This is a genomic window from Nocardioides sp. (genome assembly GCF_030019515.1).
In the GTDB taxonomy this organism is placed as follows: Bacteria; Actinomycetota; Actinomycetes; order Propionibacteriales; family Nocardioidaceae; genus Nocardioides.
In genome coordinates this window covers 330,673-355,729 of record NZ_JASEEQ010000003.1, presented here as the reverse complement: position 1 = coordinate 355,729, position 25,057 = coordinate 330,673, and the positions used below count along the sequence as shown (strand labels likewise).

At 73.3% G+C, this 25,057-nt stretch carries 25 protein-coding genes; 20 read left to right on the top strand and 5 right to left on the bottom strand.

Annotated features, from left to right (window positions below):
* The first annotated feature begins 31 nt into the window (after positions 1 to 31).
* The 7 genes from QMC84_RS06490 to proC all read left to right on the top strand — a co-directional run bounded on the left by QMC84_RS06490 (position 32) and on the right by proC (position 5,757).
* Positions 32 to 967 (top strand): Ppx/GppA phosphatase family protein, encoded by a 936-nt coding sequence (locus tag QMC84_RS06490; RefSeq protein ID WP_300373022.1) that lies wholly within the window; start codon positions 32 to 34, stop codon positions 965 to 967.
* A gap of 2 nt (positions 968 to 969) precedes the next feature.
* On the top strand, positions 970 to 1,758 hold the full coding sequence (locus QMC84_RS06485) for a sugar phosphate isomerase/epimerase (RefSeq protein ID WP_300373020.1): 789 nt from the start codon (positions 970 to 972) through the stop codon (positions 1,756 to 1,758).
* Positions 1,755 to 2,366, top strand: a complete 612-nt coding sequence (locus tag QMC84_RS06480) for a TetR family transcriptional regulator (RefSeq protein WP_300373018.1) — start codon at positions 1,755 to 1,757, stop codon at positions 2,364 to 2,366. Before QMC84_RS06485 ends, QMC84_RS06480 begins: the two co-directional genes overlap by 4 nt.
* A 60-nt stretch (positions 2,367 to 2,426) precedes the next feature.
* Positions 2,427 to 3,140, top strand: coding sequence for an ABC transporter ATP-binding protein (locus tag QMC84_RS06475; protein ID WP_300373016.1), 714 nt, complete (start codon positions 2,427 to 2,429; stop codon positions 3,138 to 3,140).
* A 67-nt stretch (positions 3,141 to 3,207) separates the two neighbouring features.
* Positions 3,208 to 3,945, top strand: a complete 738-nt coding sequence (locus QMC84_RS06470) for an ABC transporter permease (protein ID WP_300373014.1) — start codon at positions 3,208 to 3,210, stop codon at positions 3,943 to 3,945.
* A 49-nt stretch (positions 3,946 to 3,994) separates the two neighbouring features.
* Complete coding sequence (locus QMC84_RS06465; protein WP_300373012.1) at positions 3,995 to 4,945, top strand: proline dehydrogenase family protein; 951 nt, start codon at positions 3,995 to 3,997, stop codon at positions 4,943 to 4,945.
* Between the two features lie 8 nt (positions 4,946 to 4,953).
* The gene (proC, locus tag QMC84_RS06460) at positions 4,954 to 5,757 is read left to right on the top strand and encodes a pyrroline-5-carboxylate reductase (RefSeq protein ID WP_300373010.1); all 804 of its coding nucleotides are present in this window, start codon (positions 4,954 to 4,956) and stop codon (positions 5,755 to 5,757) included.
* A 37-nt stretch (positions 5,758 to 5,794) separates the two neighbouring features.
* Here the strand turns inward: proC and trpS are convergent, their stop codons facing one another.
* Entirely contained in the window at positions 5,795 to 6,757 is a 963-nt protein-coding gene (trpS, locus tag QMC84_RS06455) for a tryptophan--tRNA ligase (RefSeq protein WP_300373008.1), read from the bottom strand.
* 207 nt (positions 6,758 to 6,964) lie between these two features.
* On the opposite strand from trpS, the gene QMC84_RS06450 reads away from it, so the two are divergent.
* From QMC84_RS06450 to QMC84_RS06430, 5 genes are all read left to right on the top strand, one after another.
* The gene (locus QMC84_RS06450) at positions 6,965 to 8,149 is read left to right on the top strand and encodes an acetoin utilization protein AcuC (RefSeq protein WP_300373006.1); all 1,185 of its coding nucleotides are present in this window, start codon (positions 6,965 to 6,967) and stop codon (positions 8,147 to 8,149) included.
* Positions 8,150 to 8,324: 175 nt separating this feature from the next.
* On the top strand, positions 8,325 to 8,528 hold the full coding sequence (locus QMC84_RS06445; RefSeq protein ID WP_300373004.1) for a helix-turn-helix domain-containing protein: 204 nt from the start codon (positions 8,325 to 8,327) through the stop codon (positions 8,526 to 8,528).
* A gap of 132 nt (positions 8,529 to 8,660) precedes the next feature.
* The gene (locus QMC84_RS06440; RefSeq protein WP_008356322.1) at positions 8,661 to 8,762 is read left to right on the top strand and encodes an AURKAIP1/COX24 domain-containing protein; all 102 of its coding nucleotides are present in this window, start codon (positions 8,661 to 8,663) and stop codon (positions 8,760 to 8,762) included.
* Between the two features lie 26 nt (positions 8,763 to 8,788).
* A complete protein-coding gene (locus QMC84_RS06435; protein ID WP_300373002.1) occupies positions 8,789 to 9,868 on the top strand; it encodes an NAD-dependent epimerase/dehydratase family protein in 1,080 nt (359 codons plus the stop codon).
* Positions 9,861 to 10,988 carry a lysophospholipid acyltransferase family protein gene (locus QMC84_RS06430; protein ID WP_300373000.1) on the top strand — a complete coding sequence of 376 codons (1,128 nt, stop codon included), beginning with the start codon at positions 9,861 to 9,863 and terminating at the stop codon, positions 10,986 to 10,988. Before QMC84_RS06435 ends, QMC84_RS06430 begins: the two co-directional genes overlap by 8 nt.
* Positions 10,989 to 11,227: 239 nt before the next feature.
* On the opposite strand, the gene QMC84_RS06425 is transcribed toward QMC84_RS06430, so the two are convergent.
* The 3 genes from QMC84_RS06425 to QMC84_RS06415 form a co-directional block, all read right to left on the bottom strand.
* A complete protein-coding gene (locus QMC84_RS06425) occupies positions 11,228 to 12,376 on the bottom strand; it encodes a DUF5667 domain-containing protein (protein WP_300372998.1) in 1,149 nt (382 codons plus the stop codon).
* 130 nt (positions 12,377 to 12,506) lie between these two features.
* Positions 12,507 to 13,271: a sigma-70 family RNA polymerase sigma factor gene (locus QMC84_RS06420; protein WP_300372996.1), complete on the bottom strand. Its 765-nt coding sequence runs from the start codon at positions 13,269 to 13,271 to the stop codon at positions 12,507 to 12,509.
* Positions 13,272 to 13,514: 243 nt separating this feature from the next.
* Complete coding sequence (locus tag QMC84_RS06415; protein WP_300372994.1) at positions 13,515 to 14,402, bottom strand: HAD-IB family hydrolase; 888 nt, start codon at positions 14,400 to 14,402, stop codon at positions 13,515 to 13,517.
* A gap of 53 nt (positions 14,403 to 14,455) precedes the next feature.
* Between QMC84_RS06415 and QMC84_RS06410 the strand changes: the two genes are divergently transcribed.
* From QMC84_RS06410 to hemB, 7 genes are all read left to right on the top strand, one after another.
* Positions 14,456 to 16,003, top strand: a complete 1,548-nt coding sequence (locus QMC84_RS06410) for a class I adenylate-forming enzyme family protein (RefSeq protein ID WP_300372992.1) — start codon at positions 14,456 to 14,458, stop codon at positions 16,001 to 16,003.
* Positions 16,000 to 16,242: a glutaredoxin family protein gene (locus QMC84_RS06405; protein ID WP_300372990.1), complete on the top strand. Its 243-nt coding sequence runs from the start codon at positions 16,000 to 16,002 to the stop codon at positions 16,240 to 16,242. The genes QMC84_RS06410 and QMC84_RS06405 overlap by 4 nt, the downstream gene beginning before the upstream one ends.
* Positions 16,243 to 16,470: 228 nt before the next feature.
* Positions 16,471 to 17,133: a redox-sensing transcriptional repressor Rex gene (locus tag QMC84_RS06400; protein WP_300372988.1), complete on the top strand. Its 663-nt coding sequence runs from the start codon at positions 16,471 to 16,473 to the stop codon at positions 17,131 to 17,133.
* Positions 17,130 to 18,422, top strand: a complete 1,293-nt coding sequence (locus QMC84_RS06395; RefSeq protein WP_300372986.1) for a glutamyl-tRNA reductase — start codon at positions 17,130 to 17,132, stop codon at positions 18,420 to 18,422. The genes QMC84_RS06400 and QMC84_RS06395 overlap by 4 nt, the downstream gene beginning before the upstream one ends.
* The gene (gene hemC / locus QMC84_RS06390) at positions 18,419 to 19,363 is read left to right on the top strand and encodes a hydroxymethylbilane synthase (protein WP_300372984.1); all 945 of its coding nucleotides are present in this window, start codon (positions 18,419 to 18,421) and stop codon (positions 19,361 to 19,363) included. Before QMC84_RS06395 ends, hemC begins: the two co-directional genes overlap by 4 nt.
* A gap of 94 nt (positions 19,364 to 19,457) precedes the next feature.
* On the top strand, positions 19,458 to 21,110 hold the full coding sequence (locus tag QMC84_RS06385; RefSeq protein ID WP_300372982.1) for a uroporphyrinogen-III synthase: 1,653 nt from the start codon (positions 19,458 to 19,460) through the stop codon (positions 21,108 to 21,110).
* 40 nt (positions 21,111 to 21,150) lie between these two features.
* Complete coding sequence (gene hemB, locus QMC84_RS06380) at positions 21,151 to 22,161, top strand: porphobilinogen synthase (RefSeq protein WP_300372980.1); 1,011 nt, start codon at positions 21,151 to 21,153, stop codon at positions 22,159 to 22,161.
* Between the two features lie 162 nt (positions 22,162 to 22,323).
* Here hemB and QMC84_RS06375 read toward each other — a convergent pair whose 3' ends face one another.
* On the bottom strand, positions 22,324 to 23,499 hold the full coding sequence (locus QMC84_RS06375) for a lytic murein transglycosylase (protein WP_300372978.1): 1,176 nt from the start codon (positions 23,497 to 23,499) through the stop codon (positions 22,324 to 22,326).
* Between the two features lie 226 nt (positions 23,500 to 23,725).
* On the opposite strand from QMC84_RS06375, the gene hemL reads away from it, so the two are divergent.
* On the top strand, positions 23,726 to 25,051 hold the full coding sequence (gene hemL, locus QMC84_RS06370) for a glutamate-1-semialdehyde 2,1-aminomutase (RefSeq protein WP_300372976.1): 1,326 nt from the start codon (positions 23,726 to 23,728) through the stop codon (positions 25,049 to 25,051).
* Positions 25,052 to 25,057 lie beyond the last annotated feature (6 nt).

Here is a 25,057-nt window from a genome sequence, read left to right as displayed (position 1 = left end):
CACCACCGGCGCCGTTGGGTACGTTGGACCTATGCGGCTGGGCGTCCTCGACATCGGGTCCAACACCGGGCACCTGCTCGTCGTGGACGCGCACGGTGGGGCCGCGCCGCTCCCGGCCTTCTCCTACAAGGAGCCGCTGCGCCTCGCCGAGCACCTCGACGACGAGGGCGCGGTCACGCAGCCCGGCGTCGACGCCCTGACGGCGTTCACCGCCCAGGCGCTGGTGGTCGCGGAGGACAAGGGCTGCCAGGACATGCTCGCGTTCGCGACCTCCGCGGTGCGCGACGCCGTCAACACCGACGCGGTGCTCGACCACGTGCACGCGGTGACCGGGATGCGGATCGCGGTGCTCGCCGGCGAGGACGAGGCCCGGCTCACCTTCCTCGCCGTACGGCGGTGGTTCGGCTGGTCCGCGGGCCGACTCGCCGTCTTCGACATCGGGGGCGGGTCCCTGGAGATCGCCGGCGGCGCCGACGAGTCGCCCGATGTCGCGTGGTCGCTGCCGATCGGGGCCGGCCGGCTGGCCCGGCAGTTCTTCGGTGGCGGTCCGCCCGACGACGACGCGATCCGCGGGCTGCGCAAGCAGATCCGGGCCGAGATCGCCCGCGACGCCGGGCACCTGCTGCGCGCGGGGACGCCGGACCACGCCGCGGCCACGTCCAAGACGTTCCGCTCGCTGGCCCGGATCTGCGGGGCCGCGCCGTCGGCCGACGGGCCGCTGGTCCCGCGGGTCCTGGAGCGCGAGGCGCTGCGCGAGTGGATCCCGAAGCTGTGCGCCATGACCCCGGACGCGCTGGCGCACCTGCCGGGCGTCTCCCCGAGCCGGACCCACCAGATCGTGCCCGGCGCGCTGGTGGCCGAGGCGGCGATGGACATCTTCGGGCTCGCGGCCCTGGAGATCTGCCCGTGGGCCCTGCGGGAGGGCGTGATCCTCGAACGACTCGACCAGATCAGCGTGCTCGGCTAGCCATGGCTCCTCGTGTCGGACTGTCCACGGTCTCGGTCTATCCCGAGTCCTCCGCCCATGCCTTCGCCTACGCGAGCGCGCTCGGCTACGACGCCGTCGAGGTGATGGTCGGCATCGACGCGCTGAGCCAGCAGACCTCGGCGATCCAGCAGCTGTCCGCCCACCACGGCGTCCCCGTGTCGGCGGTGCACGCCCCCTGCCTGCTGTTCACCCAGCGGGTGTGGGGCACCGAGCCGTGGGGCAAGCTCGAGCGCTCGGCCGAGATGGCGGCGGCGCTCGGGGCCGAGGTCGTCGTGGTCCATCCGCCGTTCCGTTGGCAGAAGACCTACGCCCGTGACTTCGTCGACGGGATCGCTGCCCTCGAGGAGTCCACCGGCCTCGCGTTCGCGGTCGAGAACATGTACCCCTGGCGCGCCTCGGGCCGAGGCATGGAGATGTACCTGCCCGGCTGGGATCCCTCGAGCGAGCCCTACGCCAACACCACCATCGACCTGTCCCACGCCGCGATCGCGCGGTCCGACCCGATCCGGATGGCCGAGCGCCTCGGGGACCGGCTCCGGCACATCCACCTCACCGACGGCACCGGCTCCGCCAAGGACGAGCACCTCGTCCCGGGCCGCGGCTCCATCGGTGCCGGCGCGTTCCTGGGCCACCTGGCGAAGGCCGGCTTCGCCGGCGAGATCGTGGTCGAGATCAACACCCGCAAGTGCCGGGACACGACGGCCCGCGAGGCCGACCTGCGCGAGTCGCTGGAGTTCGCGCGCGAGCACTCGGTCGTGGGAACGCCGTGACCGACCCCGCGACCCGGGCGGCGCCGCGCCGGGGTCGGCGACCGGGCGCTCCCGACACCCGGGCCGCGATCCTCGCCGCGGCCCGCGAGCTCTTCGCCGGGCAGGGGTACGCCGGCACCTCGGTGCGCGCGATCGGCGCGGCGGCCGGGGTGGACGCCTCTCTCGTACACCACTACTTCGGCACCAAGGACGACCTGTTCGTGGCGGCGCTCGAGCTGCCCCTGGATCCGCGGGTCGCGCTCGCCCCGGCGGTCGCGGCGGGGCCGGACGGCGCCGGCGAGCGGGTGCTGAGGGTGTTCCTCTCGGTCTGGGACGACCCGGATCTCCAGGTGCGGCTGCTGGGGCTGGCCCGCAGCATGCTCGACCCCGCGGGCCAACGGCTGCTGAGCGAGGGCTTCCTCACGGCGGTGCTCCGACCGGTCGGCATCGCGCTGGGCATCGAGCGCCCCGACGTCCGGATGCCGCTCGTCGCGAGCCAGGTGATGGGGCTGATCCTGGTGCGCTACCTGCTCAGGGTCGAGCCGATCGCCTCGATGCCTGCGGAGGACGTGGTCACGATCTACGCCCCCACCGTCCAGCGCTACCTCACCGGCCCGCTCCCGGGCTGAGCCACACCTAGAGCCCAAGGCCCCTTGCCGGACGGCGTCGCCCTGCGCATAATTCAACGCATGATGAAAAACGCGGTGGAGGTCCGCGACCTCCACGTCGTCCGCGGCCCGCACACCGTCCTCGAGCACCTCGACGTGACCATCGGCGGTGGGGTCACCGGACTGCTGGGTCCGTCCGGGTGCGGCAAGTCGACGCTGATGCGGTGCCTGGTCGGGGTGCAGCGCATCCAGGGCGGCACCGTCGAGGTCTTCGGTCTGCCGGCAGGCAGCCGCCCGCTGCGCGACCGGGTCGGCTACGTGACCCAGGCGGTCAGCGTCTACAAGGACCTGACCGTGGCCGAGAACCTGCACTTCTTCGCGCGGGTGCTGGGCGCGGGCCACGACGAGGTCGACCGCGTGGTCGCGGCCGTGGACCTGGGGGACCACCGCGACGACGTCGTCGGCCGGCTCAGTGGTGGGCAGCAGTCGCGCGCGAGCCTGGCCGTCGCGCTGCTCGACCAGCCGGACCTCCTGGTCCTCGACGAGCCGACCGTGGGCCTCGACCCGGTGCTCCGTGAGGACCTGTGGAGCCTCTTCCACCGACTGGCCGACGCGGGCGTCGCGGTCTTCGTCTCCAGCCACGTCATGGACGAGGCCGAGCGCTGCGACCGGCTGCTGCTGATGCGCGAGGGCCGCATCCTCGCCGACGGCAGCCCCGAGCAGATCAAGTCCGCGGCCGGCGTCGACGACGTCGAGGCGGCCTTCCTCGCCCTGGTCAGGAGGGCTGCCGCATGAGCTCACCCCACGAGGTCGCGTCCTGCCCCGCTGCGCTCCTCCCGTCACGACTCGGCGGGGGCCCCGAGTGAACGCCCGGATCACCCTCGCGGTCGCCGGCCGGGTCCTGGTCCAGCTGCGCCGTGACCACCGCACCCTGGCGATGCTGCTGGTGCTGCCCTGCGTGCTCATCTCCTTGATGTGGTGGATGTACGACGACGCGAACCCGCTGCTCTTCGACCGCATCGGGCCGGCTCTGCTCGCGATGTTCCCCGTGATCGTGATGTTCCTGGTCACCAGCGTCACCACGCTGCGGGAGCGGTCGAGCGGCACCCTCGAGCGGCTCCTCGCGATGCCGATGGGCAAGCTCGACTTCCTGGTCGGCTACGCGATCGCCTTCGGTCTGGTCGCCGCCGTGCAGTCGGTCCTGGCGGTGGCGGTGAGCATCGGGCTGCTCGACCTCGAGCTGGCCGGCCCGGTGTGGCTGCTGACGGTCGTCGCCGTCGTGGACGCGATCCTCGGCAGCGCGCTCGGCCTGTTCGTCTCCGCGTTCGCCCAGACGGAGTTCCAAGCCGTCCAGTTCATGCCCGCCATCGTGATCCCGCAGCTGCTGCTGTGCGGGCTCCTGGTGCCGCGCGACCGGCTGCCGGACGCCTTGAACGGGCTCAGCGACGTGCTGCCGCTGTCGTACGCCGTCGACGCGATGCAGCACCTGACCACGAGCACCTCCACGGGCCAGGTCTGGCGCGACATCGCCGTGGTCGGTGCCTTCGCGGTCGCCGGGCTCGCGTTCGGTGCGGCCACGCTCCGGCGCCGTACTCCCTGAGGGCGGGCCCTGGGACGGCCCCGGGCGGCCGCGTCGTAGCCTTGAGGCCATGTCGCTCCTCCGCCAGCCGCTCCTTCTCCTCGCCCGCAGCTCGCTGGTGAAGCGGGTCGTCAGCGGCATGCCGGTCTCGGCCGGCATCGTCCGCAGCTACGTCCCCGGCGAGACGACCGAGTCCGCGGTCGGCGCCACGGCCGAGCTGGCCGACGGCGGCCTGCGGATCACGCTCGACTACCTGGGCGAGGACACCACCGACGCGGAGCAGGCCGACGCGACGGTCGCGGCGTACCTCGACGTCCTCCAGGAGCTCGCCGCCCGCGGCCTGACCCGCAACGCCGAGGTCTCGGTGAAGCTGAGCGCCGTGGGCCAGTTCCTCCCCGACGCCGTGGGGTTCGGGGGCGGGCAGAAGATCGCCCTCGAGAACGCCCGCACGATCTGCCGGGCCGCCCGCAACGCCGGCACCGCGGTCACCCTCGACATGGAGGACCACACCACCACGGACTCGACGCTGTCGATCCTGCGCGAGCTGCGCAAGGACTTCCCCGAGACCGGCGCCGTGCTCCAGGCCGCGCTGCACCGCACCGAGTCCGACTGCCGAGCGCTCGCCTACGAGGGCTCCCGGGTCCGGCTGTGCAAGGGCGCCTACCTCGAGCCCGAGTCCGTCGCGTTCCAGGACCGCCTGGAGATCTCGAAGTCGTACGTGCGCTGCCTCAAGGTGCTGCTCGCCGGCGAGGGCTATCCGATGATCGCCACCCACGACCCGCAGATGATCGAGATCGCCTCGTCACTGGCCAGCCGCTACGGCCGCGCGGCCGGCACCTACGAGTACCAGATGCTCTACGGCATCCGCCCCGAGGAGCAGCGCCGCCTGGTCGCCAGCGGCGAGACCGTGCGCGTCTACGTGCCCTACGGGACCGAGTGGTACGGCTACCTGATGAGAAGGCTCGCGGAGCGTCCGCAGAACCTGTCATTCTTCGTGAAGTCCCTGGTCTCGAAGAAGTAGGGAGCGTCATGTCCCAGACCGCCATCCTCGGCGCCGGCGTGATGGGCGAGACGCTGCTCTCCGGCCTGGTGCGCGCCGGCCGCCGCGTCGACCACCTGCTGGTCGGCGAGAAGCGCCCCGAGCGGGCCCAGGAGCTCGAGGAGCGGTACGGCGTCGCCGTGGTCGGCAACGCCGAGGCGGCCCGCAAGGCCGACACGCTCGCCCTGGTCGTCAAGCCCCAGGACATGGCCGACCTGCTCGACGAGATCGCCGGCGAGCTGCGTCCCGGCCAGCTCGTCGTCTCCCTCGCCGCCGGCATCACCACCGCGTTCATCGAGGCCCGCGTCCCCGAGGGCGTCGCCGTGGTCCGGGTGATGCCGAACACGCCCGCGCTGGTCGACGAGGGGATGGCCGCGGTCTCGCCCGGCTCGCACTGCAGCGAGGAGCACCTCGCGGAGGCCGAGTCGCTGATGGCCTCGGTCGGCCGGGTGCTCCGGATCCCCGAGCGCCAGCAGGATGCGGTCACCGCGATCTCCGGCTCCGGGCCCGCTTACATCTTCTTCGTGGTCGAGTCGATGATCGAGGCCGGCGTCCACCTCGGCCTGCCGCGCGCGACCGCCACCGACCTGGTCGTACAGACCGTCGTGGGCTCGGCGAAGATGCTGCGCGAGACGGGCACCCATCCGGCGGTGCTGCGCGAGCAGGTCACCTCCCCGGCCGGCACCACCGCGGCGGCGCTGCGGGAGCTGGAGATCCACAAGGTGCGAGCGGCGTTCCTGGCCGCCATGGAGGCCGCCCGCAACCGGTCGCGGGCCCTCGCCGAGGGCAGCTGACCCGCCGCCCGCACCTGCTTGTCCACCGGAACCCGCCTCACAGCCCCATCGCCGCCTGCGCGGCCGCGAGCACGGGCGCGGTCACCTTCCGGCAGCGGGCGGCCCCCGCGTCGTAGACGCCGGTGACGTGGGCGGGGTCGGCGGCGAGGTCGGCGTACCGCCTCTGGAGCGGCTCGAGCTCGGCCACGACCGCGTCGGTCACCGCCTTCTTGAGCGCGCCGTACGTCGTGACGCCATCCGGGGAGCCGCCGCACGCGGTGAGGATGTCCAGCAGGTTGGTCACCCCGGGCTTGGCGGGATCGGCGCGCACCGCGTCCGGGCCGGTGTCGGAGTCGGTGACGGCGCGGGCCACCTTGCGGCGGACGACGTCCGGCGGGTCGAGCAGCCGGACCACGCCCGGCACGTCGCCCGCGGACTTGCCCATCTTCACGCTCGGCTCGTCGAGACGCATCACCCGGGCGCCCGCCGTGGGCACGGTGATCTCCGGGATCGTGAACACCGGACCGTAGGTGCTGTTGAACCGGGCCGCCAGGTCGCGGGTCAGCTCGACGTGCTGGCGCTGGTCGGCGCCGACCGGCACCTGGCTCGGGCGGTAGAGCAGGATGTCGGCGGCCATCAGCGCCGGGTAGGTGAACAACGAGACCCGGGTCGACGACCGCCCCTTCTCCTTGAACTGGATCATCCGGCTCAGCTCGCCGGTGGACGCCGTGCACTCGAGCAGATAGGCGAGCTGGGCGTGGGCCGGCACCCGGCTCTGCACGAACAGCGTCGCCCCCTCCAGACCTGCCGCGAGCAGCAGGGTGGCCGTCTCGCGGGTCAGCGCCCGCAGCCGGGCGGGGTCGTGCGGGGTGGTCATCGCGTGCAGGTCGGCGATGCCGTAGAAGCAGTCTGCCGATCCTGGGGCGTCGCACTGTGCGGCGGCCATCGGGCGCAGTGCGCCGAGCAGGTTGCCGAGCGTCAGGTGGCCGCTGGGGGTGAGCAGGGAGAGGTGGCGGTGCATGGGTCCTCCTGGGGAGTCCGGGCCCCGGGCGGATCGACCTGCGCGATCGAGGTGCTCGACCGACGAGAAACGGCCGCCCGTGGGCGGCCGAGGGGTGAAGTGGGTGTGCTTCGTGCGCGGTCCGCCGTCAGGCGGGCCACCACTGCATGGGACAGAACGTGGAACACGAGGTCAGCACGCGGCCAGACTACCGGTAGCGTCCGTCGCATGCCCGCCTGCCAGGGACCGGCGACCGTCGTGTTCGACCCCAGCCTGACCGCGTACGACTTCGGCCCGACCCACCCGATGTCGCCGCTGCGGGTCGACCTGACCATCCGCCTGGCCGAGGAGCTCGGCGTCCTGGACTCGCTGCGACGGGTCGACGCCCCGATGGCCGACGACGACCTGATCGCGACCGTGCACCGCCGTTCGCTCATCGAGGCCGTACGCCGTGCGGGCGCCACGCCCGGCATCCTCGACGAGGCGCACGGGCTGGGCACCGACGACAACCCGACCTTCCCCGACATGCACCACGCGGCCGCGCACATCGTCGGCGCGACCGTGGAGGCCTGCCGCCAGGTGTGGTCGGGGGAGTCCCTGCATGCGGTGAACATCAGCGGCGGCCTCCACCACGCGATGCCCGACCGGGCCAGCGGCTTCTGCATCTACAACGACGTCGCGGTCGGCATCCAGCACCTCCTGGACAGCGGCGCGCGGCGGGTCGCCTACGTCGACGTCGACGTCCACCACGGCGACGGCGTGGAGAAGGTCTTCTGGAACGACCCGCGGGTGCTGAGCATCTCGCTGCACGAGACGGGCCAGATGCTGTTCCCGGGCACCGGCTTCCCCACCGACACCGGCGGACCCGACGCGCGGGGCACGGCGGTCAACGTGGCCCTGCCCCCCGGCACCGGGGACGGCGGCTGGCTGCGCGCCTTCCACGCGGTCGTCCCCCCGCTGGTGCGCGAGTTCGCGCCCGACGTGCTGGTCACCCAGCACGGCTGCGACTCCCACATCGAGGATCCGTTGGCCCACCTGATGCTCTCCGTGGACGGCCAGCGGGCCGCGTACCTGGCCCTCCACGACCTGGCCCACGAGGTCAGCGGCGGCCGCTGGGTCGCCACCGGCGGTGGCGGGTACGCCATCGTCGAGGTCGTCCCCCGCGCCTGGACCCACCTGCTCGCGATCGTGGGCGGCCGGCCGCTCGACCCGGCGACCGAGACCCCCGAGGGCTGGCGGAGCTACGTGCAGGCCACGCTCGACCGCGGCGCGCCGTACCGGATGACCGACGGGCGGACCCCGGCGTACCGCGACTGGGGCGACGGCTACGACCCCGAGACCTGGCTGGACCGGGCGATCCACAGCACCCGGATGGAGATCTTCCCGCTGCACGGCCTCGACCCGTTCCCGTGACCCGGCGGGGTCGGACCGCTGCTGGCGGCGCAAGTCGACACGCCGATACCACTCGTGCGACTTTGATGAACCCCTTCCCCACGAGTCACATCAGGCTCTATTCTCACCCTGCGCGACGCGTGCACTCACCGGCGGGGAAGTCGGTGGCGCGTCAGACAGAAAGTATCGGTGCACGATGGCTACCAACCCCGGGGACAGTTCCTCCTCGAAGTTCCTGACCGTCGCCGAGGTCGCGGCGATGATGCGCGTGTCCAAGATGACCGTCTACCGCCTCGTCCACAACGGCGAGCTGCCTGCCGTCCGGGTCGGCCGATCTTTCCGCGTCCAGGAGAAGGACGTCGACGAGTACCTCCGCAAGAGCTTCTACACCGCAGGCTGAGCCCGCCGGCTGAAACCGAACTCACACGGAGAGGTCTCGCCGCCGGATTCTGCCGGGAGAGGTGCGGCGGCTAGGCTGGGCCGGTCCTCCGGGCAGATCCCGGGGGACGATTCGGCTGTTGAAAGGTATCCCGTGGGTTCTGTCATCAAGAAGCGGCGCAAGCGCATGGCCAAGAAGAAGCACCGCAAGCTGCTGAAGAAGACGCGCGTCCAGCGTCGCAAGCTCGGCAAGTAGCGCCGGAGCCGATCGCAGCACGCCGCATGGGCAGCGCCGGCAGGGTCGTCCTGGTCACCGGGGTCTCACGCGACCTCGGCCGCCGGTTCGCGCGCGCCGTCGCGGCCGACCCGTCGGTGGACCGCGTCGTCGGCGTGGACGCCGTCCCGCCGCGCGGTGACATCGGCGAGGTCTCCTTCGTCCGCGCCGACATCCGCAACCCGGTCATCGCGAAGGTCATCGTCAAGGAGGACGTCGACACCGTCGTCCACATGAGCGTCATCTCCACCCCCGGCAGCACCGGCGGGCGGAACACGATGAAGGAGCTCAACGTCATCGGGACGATGCAGCTGCTCGCCGCCTGCCAGAAGGCCCCGGGCCTGCGGGCGCTCGTGGTGAAGTCGTCGACCACGGTCTACGGCGCGAGCAACCGCGACCCGGCGATGTTCACCGAGGACATGGAGCCGCGGCGGGTCCCGCGCTCCGGCTACGCCAAGGACGTCGCCGAGGTCGAGGGCTACGTGCGCGGCTTCGCCCGCCGCCGCCCCGACGTCTCGGTGACCATCCTCCGAGCGGCCAACGTGATCGGGCCGCTGGTCACCAGCCCGCTCACCTCCTACTTCCGCCTACCGGTGGTCCCCACCGTGCTCGGCTACGACCCGCGGCTGCAGTTCCTCCACGAGCAGGACCTCCTCGACGTGCTGCGGCACGCCATCGGCGCCGAGGTCGCCGGGACCTTCAACGTCGCCGGCGACGGGATCTTGATGCTCTCCCAGGCGGTACGCCGACTCCAGCGGCCCAGCGTCCCGCTGCCGCCCTTCGCGGTCGGGCGGGTCGGGTCCACGCTGCGCTCCGCGCGGGTCGCGGACTTCTCGCCCGAGCAGCTCGGCCTGCTCACCTACGGCCGGGGCGTCGACACGACCCGGATGCGCACCGAGCTCGGCTTCGAGCCGGCGCGCACCACGGCCGCCGCGTTCGCGGACTTCGCCGCGCCCCTGCCGCCCACCGGCGGCTACGCCGACCGGCTCCTCGCCCGGGTGGCGCAGGGCCTGCCCGAGCCCGCGCCCACCCCCGGACCGCTCACCGGCCCGGTGCCGGCGTACACCCGCGGAGCCGACCGTGGGTGACGCGGAGATCATCCCGATCGGCACCCGGGGTCGGCCCGGGCGCGGCACCGGCAAGCACCCGTCCTCGGCCGCCCGCGGCCTCGCCGCCGGCGGCCGGCCCCCCGCGGCCAAGGCGGCCCCCCGGCGGACCGGTCCCGCGTCGGGCGGCGCGGCCGGCACGACCCCGCCGGCCGCGGCCGGCGCGGAGCGTCCCGCGACCACGACCCGGGACCGGAGCCCGATGGCGGGCATCCCGGCGAGCGACTGGCTCGCGGCCGTCCAGCACGGCGCTCGCGAGGTCTTCGGCGAGCAGTGGGAGCCCCAGCTGGCCCGGTTCCTCGCGTTCCTGCGCCGCCGGGTCACCGGTGACTACGTGGTCGACGAGTACGGCTTCGACCAGGAGATCACCGAGCGCTTCTTGATGGCGACGCTGCGCCCGATCGCGCAGAAGTGGTTCCGCATCGAGGTCCGTGGGGTCGAGAACATCCCGGCCGAGGGCGGCGCCCTCGTGGTGTCCAACCACTCCGGCACCATCCCGGTCGACGGCCTGATGACGCTGGTGTCCATCTACGACCACACCGGGCGGTTCCTGCGCCCGCTCGGCGCCGACCTGGTCTTCCGGCTGCCGTTCGTCAGCTCGCTGGCGCGCAAGAGCGGCGCCACCCTGGCCTGCAGCGAGGACGCCGAGCGGATGCTCAACAGCGGCGAGCTGGTCGGGGTCTGGCCTGAGGGCTTCAAGGGGATCGGCAAGGCCTACAGCGACCGCTACAAGCTGCAGCGCTTCGGGCGCGGCGGCTTCGTCTCGGCGGCGCTGCGCACCGGTGTGCCGATCATCCCGCTGTCGGTCGTCGGAGCCGAGGAGATCTACCCGCTGGTCGGCAACCTGCCCTCCCTCGCCCGCGTGCTGGGGCTGCCGTACCTCCCGGTCACGCCGTTCTTCCCCGCCCTCGGGCCGCTCGGCCTGGTGCCGCTGCCCTCGAAGTGGCTGCTGGAGTTCGGTGAGCCGATCCGCACCGACGAGCTCGACGGGGGCGCTGCCGACGACCCGATGCTGGTCTTCAACGTCACCGACCAGGTCCGCGAGACCATCCAGCAGACGCTGTACTCCCTGCTGATGCAGCGCGAGTCGGTCTTCAAGTAGCGGGGCCGCGCCAGCGGACCCGCTGATGGTGGTCGAGCGAGCGGCGCGACTGAGCTTGCGAAGTCGTGACCCGCGTGTCGAGACCAGGGGCCGCGCCGGCGGGCCCGCTGATGGTGGTCGAGCGAGGCGCAGGCCTGAGGACCGAAGGCGTGACGGTCGTGTCGAGACCGCGTGGGTCGCGGGTGTCCGGCCCGCTTCTCGAGTCCCGGTGAGCGCCGTGCCGAGGGTGAGCCGGACGGCTACGGAGTCTCCGGCAGGCCCTGGGTGACGCCGTCGATGGCACCCTCGAGGATGCCGGTGACGCCGTCGACGACGTCGGTGACCACGGGGATCGACGGAGCGTCGCTGGGGGTGTCCCCGCCCGTGAGACCGCTGGTCAGGTCGCCGATCGGGTCGGAGTCGCCGCTGGTGTTGGTGCCCGGCTGGAGCGTGCTGCCATCGGGGTCCAGGACGCTGCCGGGGCCGACCTCGTCGGGGTCGACGTCGGGGAGGTCCGAGCCGGTCGCGCCGGTGCCGTGGTGCTTGCCGCCGCGTCCGGCGCGGTCGCCCTTGACGACCGGGTCGGCGGGCCGCGGCAGGTTGATGACCTCGCCGGCCGCGAGTACCGGCGGGATCGAGGTGATGCCTGTGCCGCCGCAGTCGCCGCAGCGCAGGGCGGCCTCCGAGTCGATCGTCGTCAGCACGCCGGCCGCTCGGATCAGCTCGTCGCGGGCCTCGGCCGGCACCAGCGGCTCGAGGGCGGCCAGGCGGGTGAGGCTCGAGGAGGCGAAGTCGCGCAGGCGGGCGATCGAGGACGCCTCGCCGGTGTGGGCGTAGTCGGCCAACAGCAGGTCGCTGGCCTGGGTCGCCTGGTCGGTGAAGGTGTTGAGCGTGTCGGCGATCCGGATCTCGTCGCCGAAGTGGTCCTGGCGGGTGAGCGCGTCGACCTCGTCGAGCCGGTCGGAGGCGTTCCCGAGGATCGTGACGCCCTTGCTGCTCTCGCCGACGCTCAGGCCGGTGTGGGCCTGCTCGATCGCGCGCTTGACGGGGTAGAGCGAGTCGCCGGGCAGGGCCGACTGGGAGGCGACCGCGAGCGACGTGGTCGCACCGACGATCGCGAGGCCGCCGACCACCGCGGCCAGCCGGCGCTCGCGGGCGGGGCGGCGTGCCGGCAGCGTCAGCCGGGAGACGTCATCGGGGACGAGCGCGGTCGCGGCCTCGGCCAGCAACCGCTCCCGCAGGGTGGCGACGAACTCGGGTCGGGCCTGGGCCTCGGGGACCGCGCGCAGCGCGCCGACGAGCGCGAGCAGCTCGGCGTCGCGCGGATCGGAGGCGTCGTACGCCGACGCGTCCGCGAGCCGCGCGTCGAACTCCTCGGCGCGCCGCTGCGCCGTGAAACCCCAGGTCATCTCGTCCGCCCCATCCAGCCGTTCGCCCGGTCCCCGGTCGGGGACGCTGACACCGACCTCAACGAGGCGTGGGCGGGCGGGGTTACGCGCGCGGAGCGCGCGTCGCAAAGGATTTCGGAGAGGGCGCTCATCAGTCCCGGATCCCCTCTGGCATCAGCTTCGCGAGGTTGCGCACCCCGCGCAGCTGGAGCTGCTTGACGGCCCCGTCGCTGCGGCCCAGGACGGCCGCGGTCTCGGCGATGCTCATCCCCTGGAGGAACCGCATCACCAGGCAGTCGCGCTGCTCGGGCGGAAGCTCGGTGAGGGCGCGCAGCAGGAGCTCGTTGGTGAGGCCGGCGAGCACCGTCGACTCCGGGCCCTCGGTCGCATCGTCGTGCAGGCCCATGTCCTCGGTGGTGAGCTCGAGGCGGGTCCGGCCGGCCTTGAAGTGGTCGGTGGCCAGGTTGCGGGCGATGGTCATCAGCCAGGCACCGAAGTCCTTGCCCTGCCAGCGGAAGTTGTTCATGCTGCGCAGCGCCCGGAAGAAGGTCTCCGAGGTGAGGTCCTCGGCGAGCGTGCCCGACCGGGTCCGGTAGAAGAGGAAGCGGTAGACCGAGGGCTGGTAGTGGTCGTAGAGCAGGCCGAAGGCGTCGACGTCGCCCTTGCGGGCCAGCTCGACCAGCGCGATCAGCCGGGTGCGCTCGGCCTGGTCCTCCTCCGAGGAGGTGGCCAGCGCGGCGTCGCCGTACCCGTCGGGGCCGCCGCTGCCGGCCTCGGTGCGCCCGCTGGTGGCCGCCTCGGTCGACAGCAGCTCGGGGAGCCCGGCGAGGCGGGGCTGCTCCGCGAGCAGCACGTGGGTGACCATGCGTCGGAGCGCGTCGAGACCGCGCGCGACGTCGGTGTCCTCCCACGACATTGAGATCGATCCTCCCGGAAGCTTCCCCCGAAGCCTGCCCCATCGTAAACGCGAGTTACCCCGCTGTGAACCGTTGTCCGGGTAAAGGACGTCCGCGACCGGACATCGTGCGCCTGCTCCCGCTGCTCGATCGCAGGTTTCCCCGGGTACCCGGGGAAGTTGTCGCTTATCGGCTGAAACTTCGGCCGAACAGTGCAGGTTTCCCCGGGTACCCGGGGAAACCGACACCCGGCCCGCCCGGGGTCAGCGGCGCCGGCCGCGGAGGGCGAGGCCGGCGGCGACCGTGCCGCTGGCGGCGCCGGCGATGCCGCCGGCGACCAGGCCGGCGCGCAGCGCCTTGCGCCCGGTGCGGTAGTCGTGGATCCGCCAGCCCTGCTCCCGGGCGTGGGCCCGCAGCCGGGTGTCCGGGTTGATCGCGCACGGGTCGCCGACCATGGCCAGCATCGGCAGGTCGTTGAAGGAGTCGGAGTACGCCGAGCACCGGTGCAGGTCGAGGCCCTCGCGCGCAGCCAGGGCCCGGACGGCCTCGCCCTTCGCGGGGCCGTGCAGCAGGTCGCCCACCAGCTGGCCGGTGTAGACGCCGTCGACGTGCTCGGCGACGGTGCCGAGCGCCCCGGTGAGGCCGAGCCGGCGCGCGATGATCTGCGCGATCTCGATCGGCGCCGCGGTGACCAGCCAGACCCGCTGGCCCTCGTCGAGGTGCATCTGGGCCAGGGCCCGGGTGCCGGGCCAGATCCGGTCCGCCATCGCCTCCTCGAAGATCTCCTCGCCGAGGTCCTGGAGCTCCGTCACGGTGTGCCCGGCGATGAACGCGAGCGCGGAGGCCCGGGCGTCGGCGACGTGCTCGGGGTCCTCGACGCCCACGACCCGGAAGTAGGCCTGCTTCCAGGCGGCCCCGAGGATCTCGCGGGTCGTGAAGAACTTGCGGCGGTGCAGGCCGCGGGCGAGGTGGAAGATGCTCGCCCCCTGCATGACGGTGTTGTCGACGTCGAAGAAGGCGGCGGCCGCGGCGTCCAGGGGCGGGGTGAGGGCCGACTCCACCTCGGCGGCCGCGGCGGCGGCCTCGCCGGCGAGCACGGACCGCAGCTGGAGGTTCCGCGGGCGGGCTCTCTTGTCGTGCGCCGGGGTCACAGGGGCAGGGTAGACCGCCTGCCGGGCCGGACGCGGTGTGGAAGTATCCCCCCATGTCTGGGATGCGCGACATCGCCGAGCTCGTGAGTGCCGCAGCCGCGGAGCACCCCGACCGGCTGGCGGTCGTCGAGGCCGGCGGACGCAGCCTCACCTGGGCCGGCCTCGAGGACGAGGTCGGCCGGATCGCGACCGGCCTGGGGGCTGCGGGCATCCTCGGCGGGACCCGGGTGCTGCTGGCGGTCGGCAACCGGATCGAGTTCGTCACCACCTACCTCGGCGTGCTGCGCGCCCAGGCCGTCGCCGTACCCGTCAACCCCCGCTCCACGGTGAGCGAGCTGAGCCGCATGGTGGCCGACTCCGGCGCCCGGATGGTGATCGCCGACCCCGACACCGTGGCGGCGCTGCGGGAGGCCGTCGCCGGGCTCGACCCGGCCCCGCTGATCGTGGTGATCGAGGCTGCGCCGCTGCCCGGCGAGAACGCCCTCGACGAGCTCCGGGCGCTCCCGGCCCGGCCGGTCCCGCCGCTGCAGGACCCCGAGAAGCTCGCGGTGCTGCTCTACACCAGCGGTACCTCCGGCCTGCCCCGCGCCGCGATGCTCACGCACCGGGCATTGCTGGCCAACCTGGACCAGGTCGCCCAGGTCGACCCGCCGATGATCCACGGTGACGACGTCGTGCTGGGCGTGCTGCCGCTGTTCCACGTCTACGGCCTCAACGCGGTGCTCGGCGGCATCCTGCGCCACCGCGCCAAGCTGGTGCTCGTCGAGCGGTTCGACCCCCACGAGACGCTCACCCTCATCGACGACGAGGCCTGCAGCGTCGTCCCGGTCGCCCCGCCGGTCTTCGCCCACTGGCTGGGGGAGGAGCACCTCGCCGAGCACCTCGGGCCGGTGCGGCTGGTCCTCTCCGGCTCCGCCCCGCTGGCGCCCGAGCTGATCGAGAGGTTCACCGCCCGGGCCGGGGTCCCGGTGCACCAGGGCTACGGGCTCACCGAGGCGGCCCCCGTGGTGACCAGCACGCTGTGCAGCGCCACGCCCCAGGTCGGGTCCGTGGGCGCCGCGCTTCCGGGCGTCGAGGTCCGCCTGGTCGACGAGTCCGGCCGCCCACCTGAGGGCGACGACCCCGGGGAGATCCAGATCCGGGGAGCGAACCTGTTCAGCGGCTACTGGCCCGACGGCGAGGACGGGCCCGACGACGAGGGCTGGTGGCCCACCGGCGACGTCGGGTTCCTGGACCCGACCGGCGACCTGTTCCTGGTCGACCGCATCAAGGACCTCGTGATCGTCTCCGGCTTCAACGTGTACCCGGTCGAGGTGGAGGAGGTCCTGACCGAGGTCGACGGGGTCGTCGAGGCCGCCGTGATCGGGGTCGAGGACCCGGTGACCGGTGAGGCCGTCGTCGCGTATGTGCGCGCGCCCGGCGCGGACCCGGCGGCGATCGAGGAGGCGGTCCGCGCCCACTGCGAGCAGCGGCTGGCCCGGTTCAAGCGCCCCTCCCGCGTCGAGGTGGTCGACGCCCTGCCCAAGACCGGCACCGGCAAGGTGCAGAAGGGCCGGCTGCGCGGCATCGAGCGGCGCCGCACGCTGGGGCTCCTCGAGTGAGCGCGCCCCGGGTCACGCTCTACACCCGGCCGGGCTGCCACCTGTGCGACGTCGCCCGCGAGGTCGTCGAGCGGGTGTGCGCGGAGCTCGGCGAGGAGTACGCCGAGGTCCTCGTCGACGAGGACCCCGAGCTGCGCGAGCGCTTCACCGACGAGGTCCCGGTGACGTTCGTCGACGGCCGCCAGCACGACTTCTGGCGGGTGGACGAGGTCCGGCTCCGGGCCGCACTCAGCTCCTAGCGGAGCGAGGAGCCGACCGGCGACCCGGTCGTCGAACGCCGGGTGGGGCACCTCACAAGCGGGCCACGCGGTCCTGAGACGACTCCCGGTCCGGTTTGTTCTCCTGTTCACAAACTTCTACAGTGAAGGAGCGGCCGGGTGCGAGGACAGGGTCGTCTCACCGCGCCCGACGACGGTCTTGCCCCATCGTGGCCCCAACGTGGCCCCAGCGTGTTGGAGACGAGAGCAGTGAGCGCACGGACCTCCCCCGAGAACGCCCGGGACATTCCCGAGGCGACCGTCGCGCGACTCCCCGTGTACCTCCGGGCCCTGGTCACCCTGTCCGAGCAGGGCACCGCGACCTGCTCGAGCGAGGAGCTCGCGGTGGCCGCGGGCGTCAACAGCGCCAAGCTTCGCAAGGATCTCTCCTACCTCGGCAGCTACGGCACCCGGGGGGTCGGCTACGACGTCGACTACCTGCGCTACCAGATCGCCCGGGAGATCGGCGTCACCCAGGACTGGCCGGTCGTCATCGTCGGGATCGGCAACCTCGGTCAGGCGCTCGCCAACTACTCCGGCTTCCGCAGCCGCGGGTTCCGCGTGGTCGCCCTGCTGGACGCCGACCCGGCGCGGCACGACCAGGTGGTGGCCGGCATCGAGGTGCGCCCCTTCGACCACCTCGAGCGGATCGTCCACGACCATGCGGTGGCGATCGGTGTGATCGCGACCCCGGCCGTGGCCGCCCAGGACGTCGCCGACCGGATGGTCGCGTGCGGCATCACCAGCATCCTGAACTTCGCCCCGACCGTGCTCACCGTCCCGGCGGAGGTCGACGTCCGCAAGGTGGATCTGTCGATCGAGCTGCAGATCCTCGCCTACCACGAGCAGCGCAAGGGGGCGGTGACAGCGTGAGCGTCCTGGTGGTGGGCATCTCCCACAAGTCCGCGCCGGTCGCCCTGCTCGAGCAGCTGGCCCTCGACGGCCCCGGCCTGCACAAGCTGATCGACGACGTCGCCGCGAGCGAGCACGTCACCGAGGCCACCGTGATCGCGACCTGCAACCGGCTGGAGATCTACGCGGAGGTGGACCGCTTCCACGGCAGCGTCGAGGAGGTGTCGCGCCTGGTCGTCGAGCGTGCCGGCGAGCGCACCGAGGCGATGATCCCGCACCTGTACGTCCACTACGACGACGGCGCCGTGTCCCACCTGTTCCAGGTGGTCGCGGGGCTCGACTCGATGGCGGTCGGCGAGGGGCAGATCCTGGGCCAGACCCGCGCGGCACTCAACGCCGGGCAGGAGATCGGTACCGTCGGGCCGGCGCTCAACCTGCTGTTCCAGCAGGCGCTCCGGGTCGGCAAGCGGGCTCGTGCCGAGACGGACATCGACCGGGCCGCGCCGTCGCTGGTCACCGCCGCGCTGGACCGCAGCCGTGCCGCCGTCGGTGACCTCGCCGGCAAGCGGGTCCTGGTCGTCGGCGCCGGGTCGATGGCCGGCCTGGCCACCTCCACGGTCGCCGCCCGCGGCGCGGCCAGCGTGACCGTCGTCAACCGCACCTCCGACAACGCCGACCGTCTCGCCCAGGAGTACGGCGCGCGCTCGGCCACGCTCGCCGAGCTGGCGGCCGAGCTCGCCGTCGCCGACGTGGTCGTCTCCTGCACCGGCGCGATCGGGATCCTGATCACCCGCGACCTGGTCGCCGCGGCGACCGTCGACGGACGCGACCTGTCGATCCTCGACCTGGCGCTCCCCCACGACGTCGACCCCGGGGTCGCCGACCTGCCCGGTGTCAGCCTGGTCAGCCTCGCCGACCTCGCCGACGAGCTGCGCGACTCCGACGCCGGCCACGAGGTCGAGGCCGTGCGCCGGATCGTGACCCAGGAGGTCGCGGCCTTCCTCTCGGCCCGTCGCCAGGCCGGCGTCACCCCGACGGTGGTCGCCCTGCGGTCGATGGCGACCTCCGTGGTGGACGCGGAGATGGAGCGCCTGACCGGCCGGCTCCCCGACCTCGACGACAGCACCCGCGCCGAGGTGCTCCACACCGTGCGCCGGGTCGCGGACAAGCTGCTGCACCAGCCGACGGTGCGGGTCCGCGAGCTGGCGAACGAGGCCGGGGCGGTGTCGTACGCCACCGCGCTCGCCGAGCTGTTCGCGCTCGATCCCGAGTCCGTCGACGCCGTCACCCGACCGGAGGGCCTGGCATGAGCGCGCCGCTGAAGGTCGGCACCCGTGCCTCGGTGCTCGCGACCACCCAGTCCGGCCTGGTCGCCGACCGGCTCCGCGAGGCGCTGGGCCGCGAGGTGGAGCTCGTCATGGTCTCGACCGAGGGCGACCGCACCCAGGCCGCCGGCACCCCGCTGCAGGGCGCCAGCGCCACCGGTGTCTTCGTGGCGGCGCTCCGCGACGCGCTGCTGCGCGGCGAGGTCGACGTGGCCGTCCACTCCCTCAAGGACCTGCCCACCTACCCCACCGAGGGCATCACGTTGGCCGCCGTACCGGTCCGCGAGGACCCGCGCGACGCGGTCGTCGCCCGCGACGGGCTGACCCTCGGCGAGCTCCCGGCCGGCAGCCGGGTCGGCACCGGGTCGCCGCGCCGGGTGGCCCAGCTGCACGCCCTCGGCCTGGGTCTCGAGGTCGTCGGCATCCGGGGGAACGTCGACACCCGGATCGGCAAGGTCCGCTCCGGGGAGTGCGACGCGGTGATCCTCGCCCGGGCCGGCCTGGCCCGGATCGGGCGCCTCGGCGACGTGACCGAGGTGCTCGACCCGCTCCAGATGCTCCCCGCCCCCGGCCAGGGCGCACTCGCGGTCGAGTGCCGCACCGACGATCCGCTGGCCGCCGAGGTCGCGGCCGCCCTCGACGACCCGCGGGTCCGGGCCGCGGTCACGGCCGAACGGGCCGTGCTCGCGACCCTCGAGGGCGGGTGCTCGGCGCCGATCGGGGCGCTCGCCGAGATCGTGGAGGGCGAGGACGGCGACGAGCTCTGGGTGAGGTCGGTAGCGCTCTCGCTCGACGGGGCGCTCTCGGTGCGCAGGTCCGCATCGGGCGACCCCTCCGACGCCGCCGGCGTCGGGGCCCGGCTCGGCGAGGAGATGCTCGCCGACGGGGCCGACCGGCTGGGGGATCCCACGGAGGTCCGACGATGAGCCTCCCGACGCGCCCCACGCCCCCCTCCACGGCCCTCTCGATGGCCCTCTTGATGAACCGCTCGATGAACACAGCAGACAAGGTGCAGAACGCATGACGCGAGGCAAGACCACCACCGGCTCGGGATCCGCTCGAGGCTGGGTGTCGTTCGTCGGCAGCGGCCCGGGCGACCCGGGCCTGCTGACCGTGCGCGCCGTCGACCTGCTCCGGCAGGCGGACGTCGTGGTGACCGAGGTGCCCGACCACGCGGCGCTGGTGCGCAGCGTGCTCGGCCTGCCCCCCGACGCCGAGGGCGGTGACCCGGCCGGCCCGGAGATCGTCGACGGCGGGTTCGGGGAGGACGGCCAGCCGCTGACCCACGCAGCGCGCGCGAAGGTCGTGGTGCGCCACGCCAAGCGCGGCCTGCGGGTGGTCCGGCTGATGGCCGGCGACCCGTTCCTCTACGCCTCCGGGCCGGAGGAGGCGCAGGCCTGCGTCAAGGCCGGCCTGGGCTTCGAGATCGTCCCCGGGGTGTCCTCGGTCAGCGCGGTCCCGGCGTACGCCGGCATCCCGCTCACCACCAAGGACTGCCGCGAGGTCGCGGTCGTCACCTGCGGTGAGCGGGTCGACTGGAGCCAGTACGCCGACGCCCGCACCCTCGTGCTGCTCTCGGCCGTCGGCCAGATCGCCGACATCAGCAAGGCGCTGGTCGCCGCGGGCCGCTCGCCGCAGACGCCGGTCGCGATGACCCGGGTCGGCACCACCACCGACCAGGCGACCGTCACCTCCACGCTGGAGCGGATCGGCGCCGACGCGCGCGCCGCCCGGATGACCCCGCCGGCGATCACCGTCGTGGGTGACGTGGTGGACCTGCGCGAGACGCTGTCGTGGTTCGAGACCAAGCCGCTGTTCGGCTGGCGGGTCCTGGTGCCGCGCACCAAGGAGCAGGCCGGCTCGCTGTCGGCGCGGCTGCGCGGCTACGGCGCTGTGCCCGACGAGGTCCCGACCATCTCCGTCGAGCCGCCGCGCAACCCGCTGCAGATGGACAAGGCGATCCGCGGTCTGGTCGAGGGCCGGTACGAGTGGATCGCGTTCACCTCGGTCAACGCGGTCCGCGCCGTGCGCGAGAAGTTCGAGGAGTACGGCCTGGACGCGCGGGCCTTCTCCGGGCTGAAGATCGCCGCGGTCGGCGACAAGACCGCCCAGGCGATCGCCGGCTGGGGCCTGCGTGCCGACCTGGTGCCCTCCGGCGAGCAGTCCGCGGCCGGGCTGCTGGCCGACTGGCCGGAGTACGACGAGCTCCTCGACCCGATCAACCGGGTCTTCCTGCCGCGCGCCGACATCGCCACCGAGAACCTCGTGGCCGGTCTCGTGGACCTCGGCTGGGAGTGCGACGACGTGACGGCGTACCGCACCGTCCGCGCGGCTCCGCCGCCGGCGCCGACCCGCGACGCGATCAAGACCGGCAGGTTCGACGCGGTGGTCTTCACCTCCTCGTCCACCGTGCGCAACCTGGTCGGCATCGCCGGCAAGCCGCACCCGTCGACGATCATCGCGGTGATCGGGCCGGCGACCGCGAAGACGGCCGAGGAGCACGGCCTGCGGGTCGACGTGCTGGCGTCCAAGCCGGACGTCGACACGCTGGTCGACGCGCTCGCCGACTTCGGTGCGTCGCGGCGGATCGCGATGGTCGAGGCGGGACAGCCGGTGACCAAGCCGTCGGACCGCAAGCCGTCCGGCCGGCGGAAGACGACCTCGGCACGATGAGCCTGCGGGCGGGGAGCCCCCTTCAGATGAGCGAGGCGCGATGAGCGAGCTGCCGGTCCCGCCGGTCCCGCCGGTCCTCGGGCCGACCTTGCGGCCCCGGCGACTGCGCACCACCGCGGCGCTGCGGCGGATGGTCTCGGAGACCTCGCTCGAGGCCCGTCAGCTGGTGCTGCCGGTGTTCGTGCGCGAGGGCCTCGACGAGCCGCGCCCGATCTCCTCGATGCCGGGCGTGGTCCAGCACACCCGGTCCTCGCTGCTCGCCGCCGTCTCCGAGGCCGCCGAGCTGGGGCTCGGCGGGGTGATGCTCTTCGGCATCCCCGAGACGAAGGACGCGCTCGGCTCCGGGGCGATCGACCCGGCCGGGATCCTCAACCTCGCGATCACCGACGTGGTCGCCGAGGTCGGCGACGCGCTCACCGTGATGAGCGACCTGTGCCTCGACGAGTTCACCGACCACGGGCACTGCGGCGTGCTCACCCCGGACGGCAAGGTCGACAACGACCGCACGCTGCAGCTGTACGCCGAGATGGCGCTCGCCCAGGCCCACGCCGGCGTCGACATGGTCGGGCCCAGCGGGATGATGGACGGCCAGGTCGCGGTGGTCCGGCGGGCGCTGGACGCGGCCGAGCACACCGACGTGTCGATCCTCGCCTACTCCGCGAAGTACGCCTCCGCGTTCTTCGGCCCGTTCCGGGAGGCCGTGGACTCCGCGCTCGAGGGCGACCGGCGCACCTACCAGCAGGACCCCGCCAACGGCCGCGAGGGCGTCCGCGAGGCGCTGCTCGACGTAGCGGAGGGCGCCGACCTGGTGATGGTCAAGCCCGCGCTCGCCTATCTCGACGTGCTGCGCCGGGTCCGCGACGCGGTCGACGTCCCGGTCGCGGCGTACAACATCTCCGGCGAGTACGCCATGCTCGAGGCGGCCGCCGCGAACGGCTGGATCGACCGCGAGCCCGCGATCCTCGAGACGCTCACCTCGATCCGCCGGGCCGGCGCCGACGTGGTGCTGACCTACTGGGCCGCCGAGGTCGCGCGGCTGCTCGCGCGGTAGCCGCGTCCGGCGTGTCGGCTCCGCCGGCGGCGCGACCCGGGTGCCGGCGAGGTGCTCGAGGTCGGCTCTCGGCTCACCGGTGTCTCGACACGCGCGTCACGGCTTCGCAGGCTCAGCCGTGGCGCTCGCTCGACACCTGTCCTGACGCCCGCTCCGCGGTCGTCACCGGTGCGTGTAGTCGTAGACGCACTGGTCGAACGGGTCGTCGTCCTTGAGGACGTTGTCGACGTACCCGTCGAGCGTGCACTGGACGATGGCCTGGGCCACCGTGAGCAGCTCGTCGACCGGGGTGACCGACGTCGAGGGCAGCGGGGGCACGCTCGGGGCGGGCAGGTCGATGCCGCCACCGCCGGCGGGCGGGCTCGGCGCGGGCGGCGTCGGCTCCTCCTCCGGGGGCGCCGGGGACGGCTCGGTGCTGCCGCCCGGTCCCTGGGTCTGCGTCGCGTGCGGCTGGCCGTGGTGCTTCTTCGGGCCCTGCTTGTCGGGCTTGGCCGGTGCGGGCACGAGGTAGCCGGCCGAGGTGGTGCCGTTGGGCACCGAGGTGAACTCGCCGTCGAGGTAGGCGGCGGCGATCGAGAGCACCAGGTCGACGTAGGAGGAGCTGTGGTTGTAGCGGTAGACCGCGGCGCGCTGGCCGGCCGGGGTGGACAGGTCGTCCGAGCCCGAGCACAGGTAGACCGCGGTCGCGAGCGCCGCGTCGTCGATGTCCTGCGGGTTGCGCTCGCCGTCGCCGTCGGCGTCCACGCCGACGACCGACCAGGTCGAGGGGATGAACTGCATCGGCCCGATGGCCCGGTCGAACCGGGCGTCGGCGTCGTACTGTCCGGCGTCGGTGTCGGTGATCCGGCTGGTGCCGTGGGTGCCGTCCAGCGCGAGCCCGTAGATGCCCGGCCGGGCGACGCCCTGGGCGTCGAGGGTGTTGCCGTTGGTGCGGCCGTGGTCGGACTCGACCCGGCCGATCGCCGCGATCAGCTGCCAGGAGAGCTGGCAGCTCTTGTCGGCGGCGTTGATGACGGTCTCGGCGCGCTGGTAGGCGGCGAGTGCCGCGGAGGGGATGCCGGAGGTGGCGGCCGTGGAGACGATCCGGGCGCCGTCGCCCTGGACACCGGGGGCCACGCCGCCGGCGGTGGAGACGCTCGCGGGCGCCTGGATGGCCTCGGTGGGGACCGTGGAGCCGTCCGGCAGGGTGGTCGGCTGGGACTCCGCGCTCGCGGTGGCGGTGCTCGCGCCCACGCCGGCGATGCTGGCCGTCCAGGCGGCAGACAGCAGCGCCAGGGGCACCAGGGCCATGATCTTCTGGCCGCGCCCGAATCGCGCCGTGGTCCGTGCAGTCGGCATCGTCGTTCTCCTGCTCCCTCGTCCGGGGACTCCCTCAAGCCCGGGTGGAATCACCAACGAGTGGCGTCACACACAGTTACGGTACGTCGCGCGGCCACTCCCGTGCTCCCCCTCGGAGACGGTCCTTCCCCCGGGTCATGATGCTGAAACACGTTCTCGTGGGCCCGGAGCGCCTGAGACGTGACCCTGGGCGCCGCCGGTTGGCGCACTCGGGGACAATGAGGCGGTGACCGTCGGAACGACCCTGCCCACCGCCGCCTCTGCCGCCCTCTTCGACCGGGCCCGGGCGGTGACGCCCGGCGGCGTGAACTCCCCGGTGCGGGCGTTCAACGCGGTCGGCGGCACGCCCCGGTTCATCCGCTCGGCCCGCGGCGCGTGGCTCACCGACGCCGACGGCAACGAGTACGTCGACCTGATCTGCTCGTGGGGCCCGATGCTGCTCGGCCACGCCCACCCCGAGGTGCAGGCCGCGGTCTCGGCCGCGGTCGCGCGCGGCACGTCGTACGGCGCGCCCACCGAGCCGGAGGTCGAGCTGGCCGAGGAGATCGTGGCCCGGGCCCCGGTCGAGCGGGTCCGGTTCGTGTCCTCGGGCACCGAGGCGACGATGTCGGCGATCCGGCTGGCCCGCGGGTTCACCGGCCGCGACGTCGTGGTCAAGTTCGCCGGCTGCTACCACGGGCACGTCGACTCGCTGCTCGCCTCGGCCGGCTCCGGCCTGGCGACGTTCGCGGTGCCGGGCACCCCCGGCGTCCCGGCGTCGTCGACCGCGCTGACCCTGGTGCTGCCCTACAACGACCGGGCGGCGGTCGAGAAGGCGTTCGCCGAGCACGGCGACCGGATCGCCTGCGTGATCACCGAGGCCGCCCCCGGCAACATGGGCGTCGTCCCCCCTGAGGTGGGGTTCAACAAGTTCCTCCTCGAGACCTGCGCCCGGCACGGCGCGCTGTTCGTCAGCGACGAGGTGATGACCGGGTTCCGGGCCTCCCGCCAGGGCCAGTGGGGCCTCGACGGCGCGGTCGAGGGCTGGCGCCCCGACCTGATGACGTTCGGCAAGGTGATGGGCGGCGGGTTCCCGGCCGCGGCGTTCGGCGGCCGTGCCGACGTGATGACCCGCCTCGCCCCCGAGGGCCCCGTCTACCAGGCCGGCACCCTGTCGGGGAACCCGATCGCCACCACTGCCGGGCTGGCGACGCTGCGGCTGGCGACCGACGAGGTCTACACCCACATCGGGGCCGCCGCCGACACGATCAAGACCGCGACCTCCGACGCGCTGAGCCGGGCCGGCGTGCCGCACGTCGTCCAGGGCGCCGGCACGATGTTCTCGGTCTTCTTCGCCGCCGGACCCGTGCGCGACTTCGCGGACGCCTCGCGCACCGACGGTGCGGCGTACGCCGCCTTCTTCCACGCGATGCTCGACCAGGGGGTCTACCTCCCGCCGTCGGCGTACGAGGCGTGGTTCCTGTCCTCCGCCCACGACGACCGCGCCGTGCAGACCGTGCTCGACGCCCTGCCCGCCGCCGCGCGTGCCGCGGCTGCCGCCGCCCAGACGTAGGAGTCC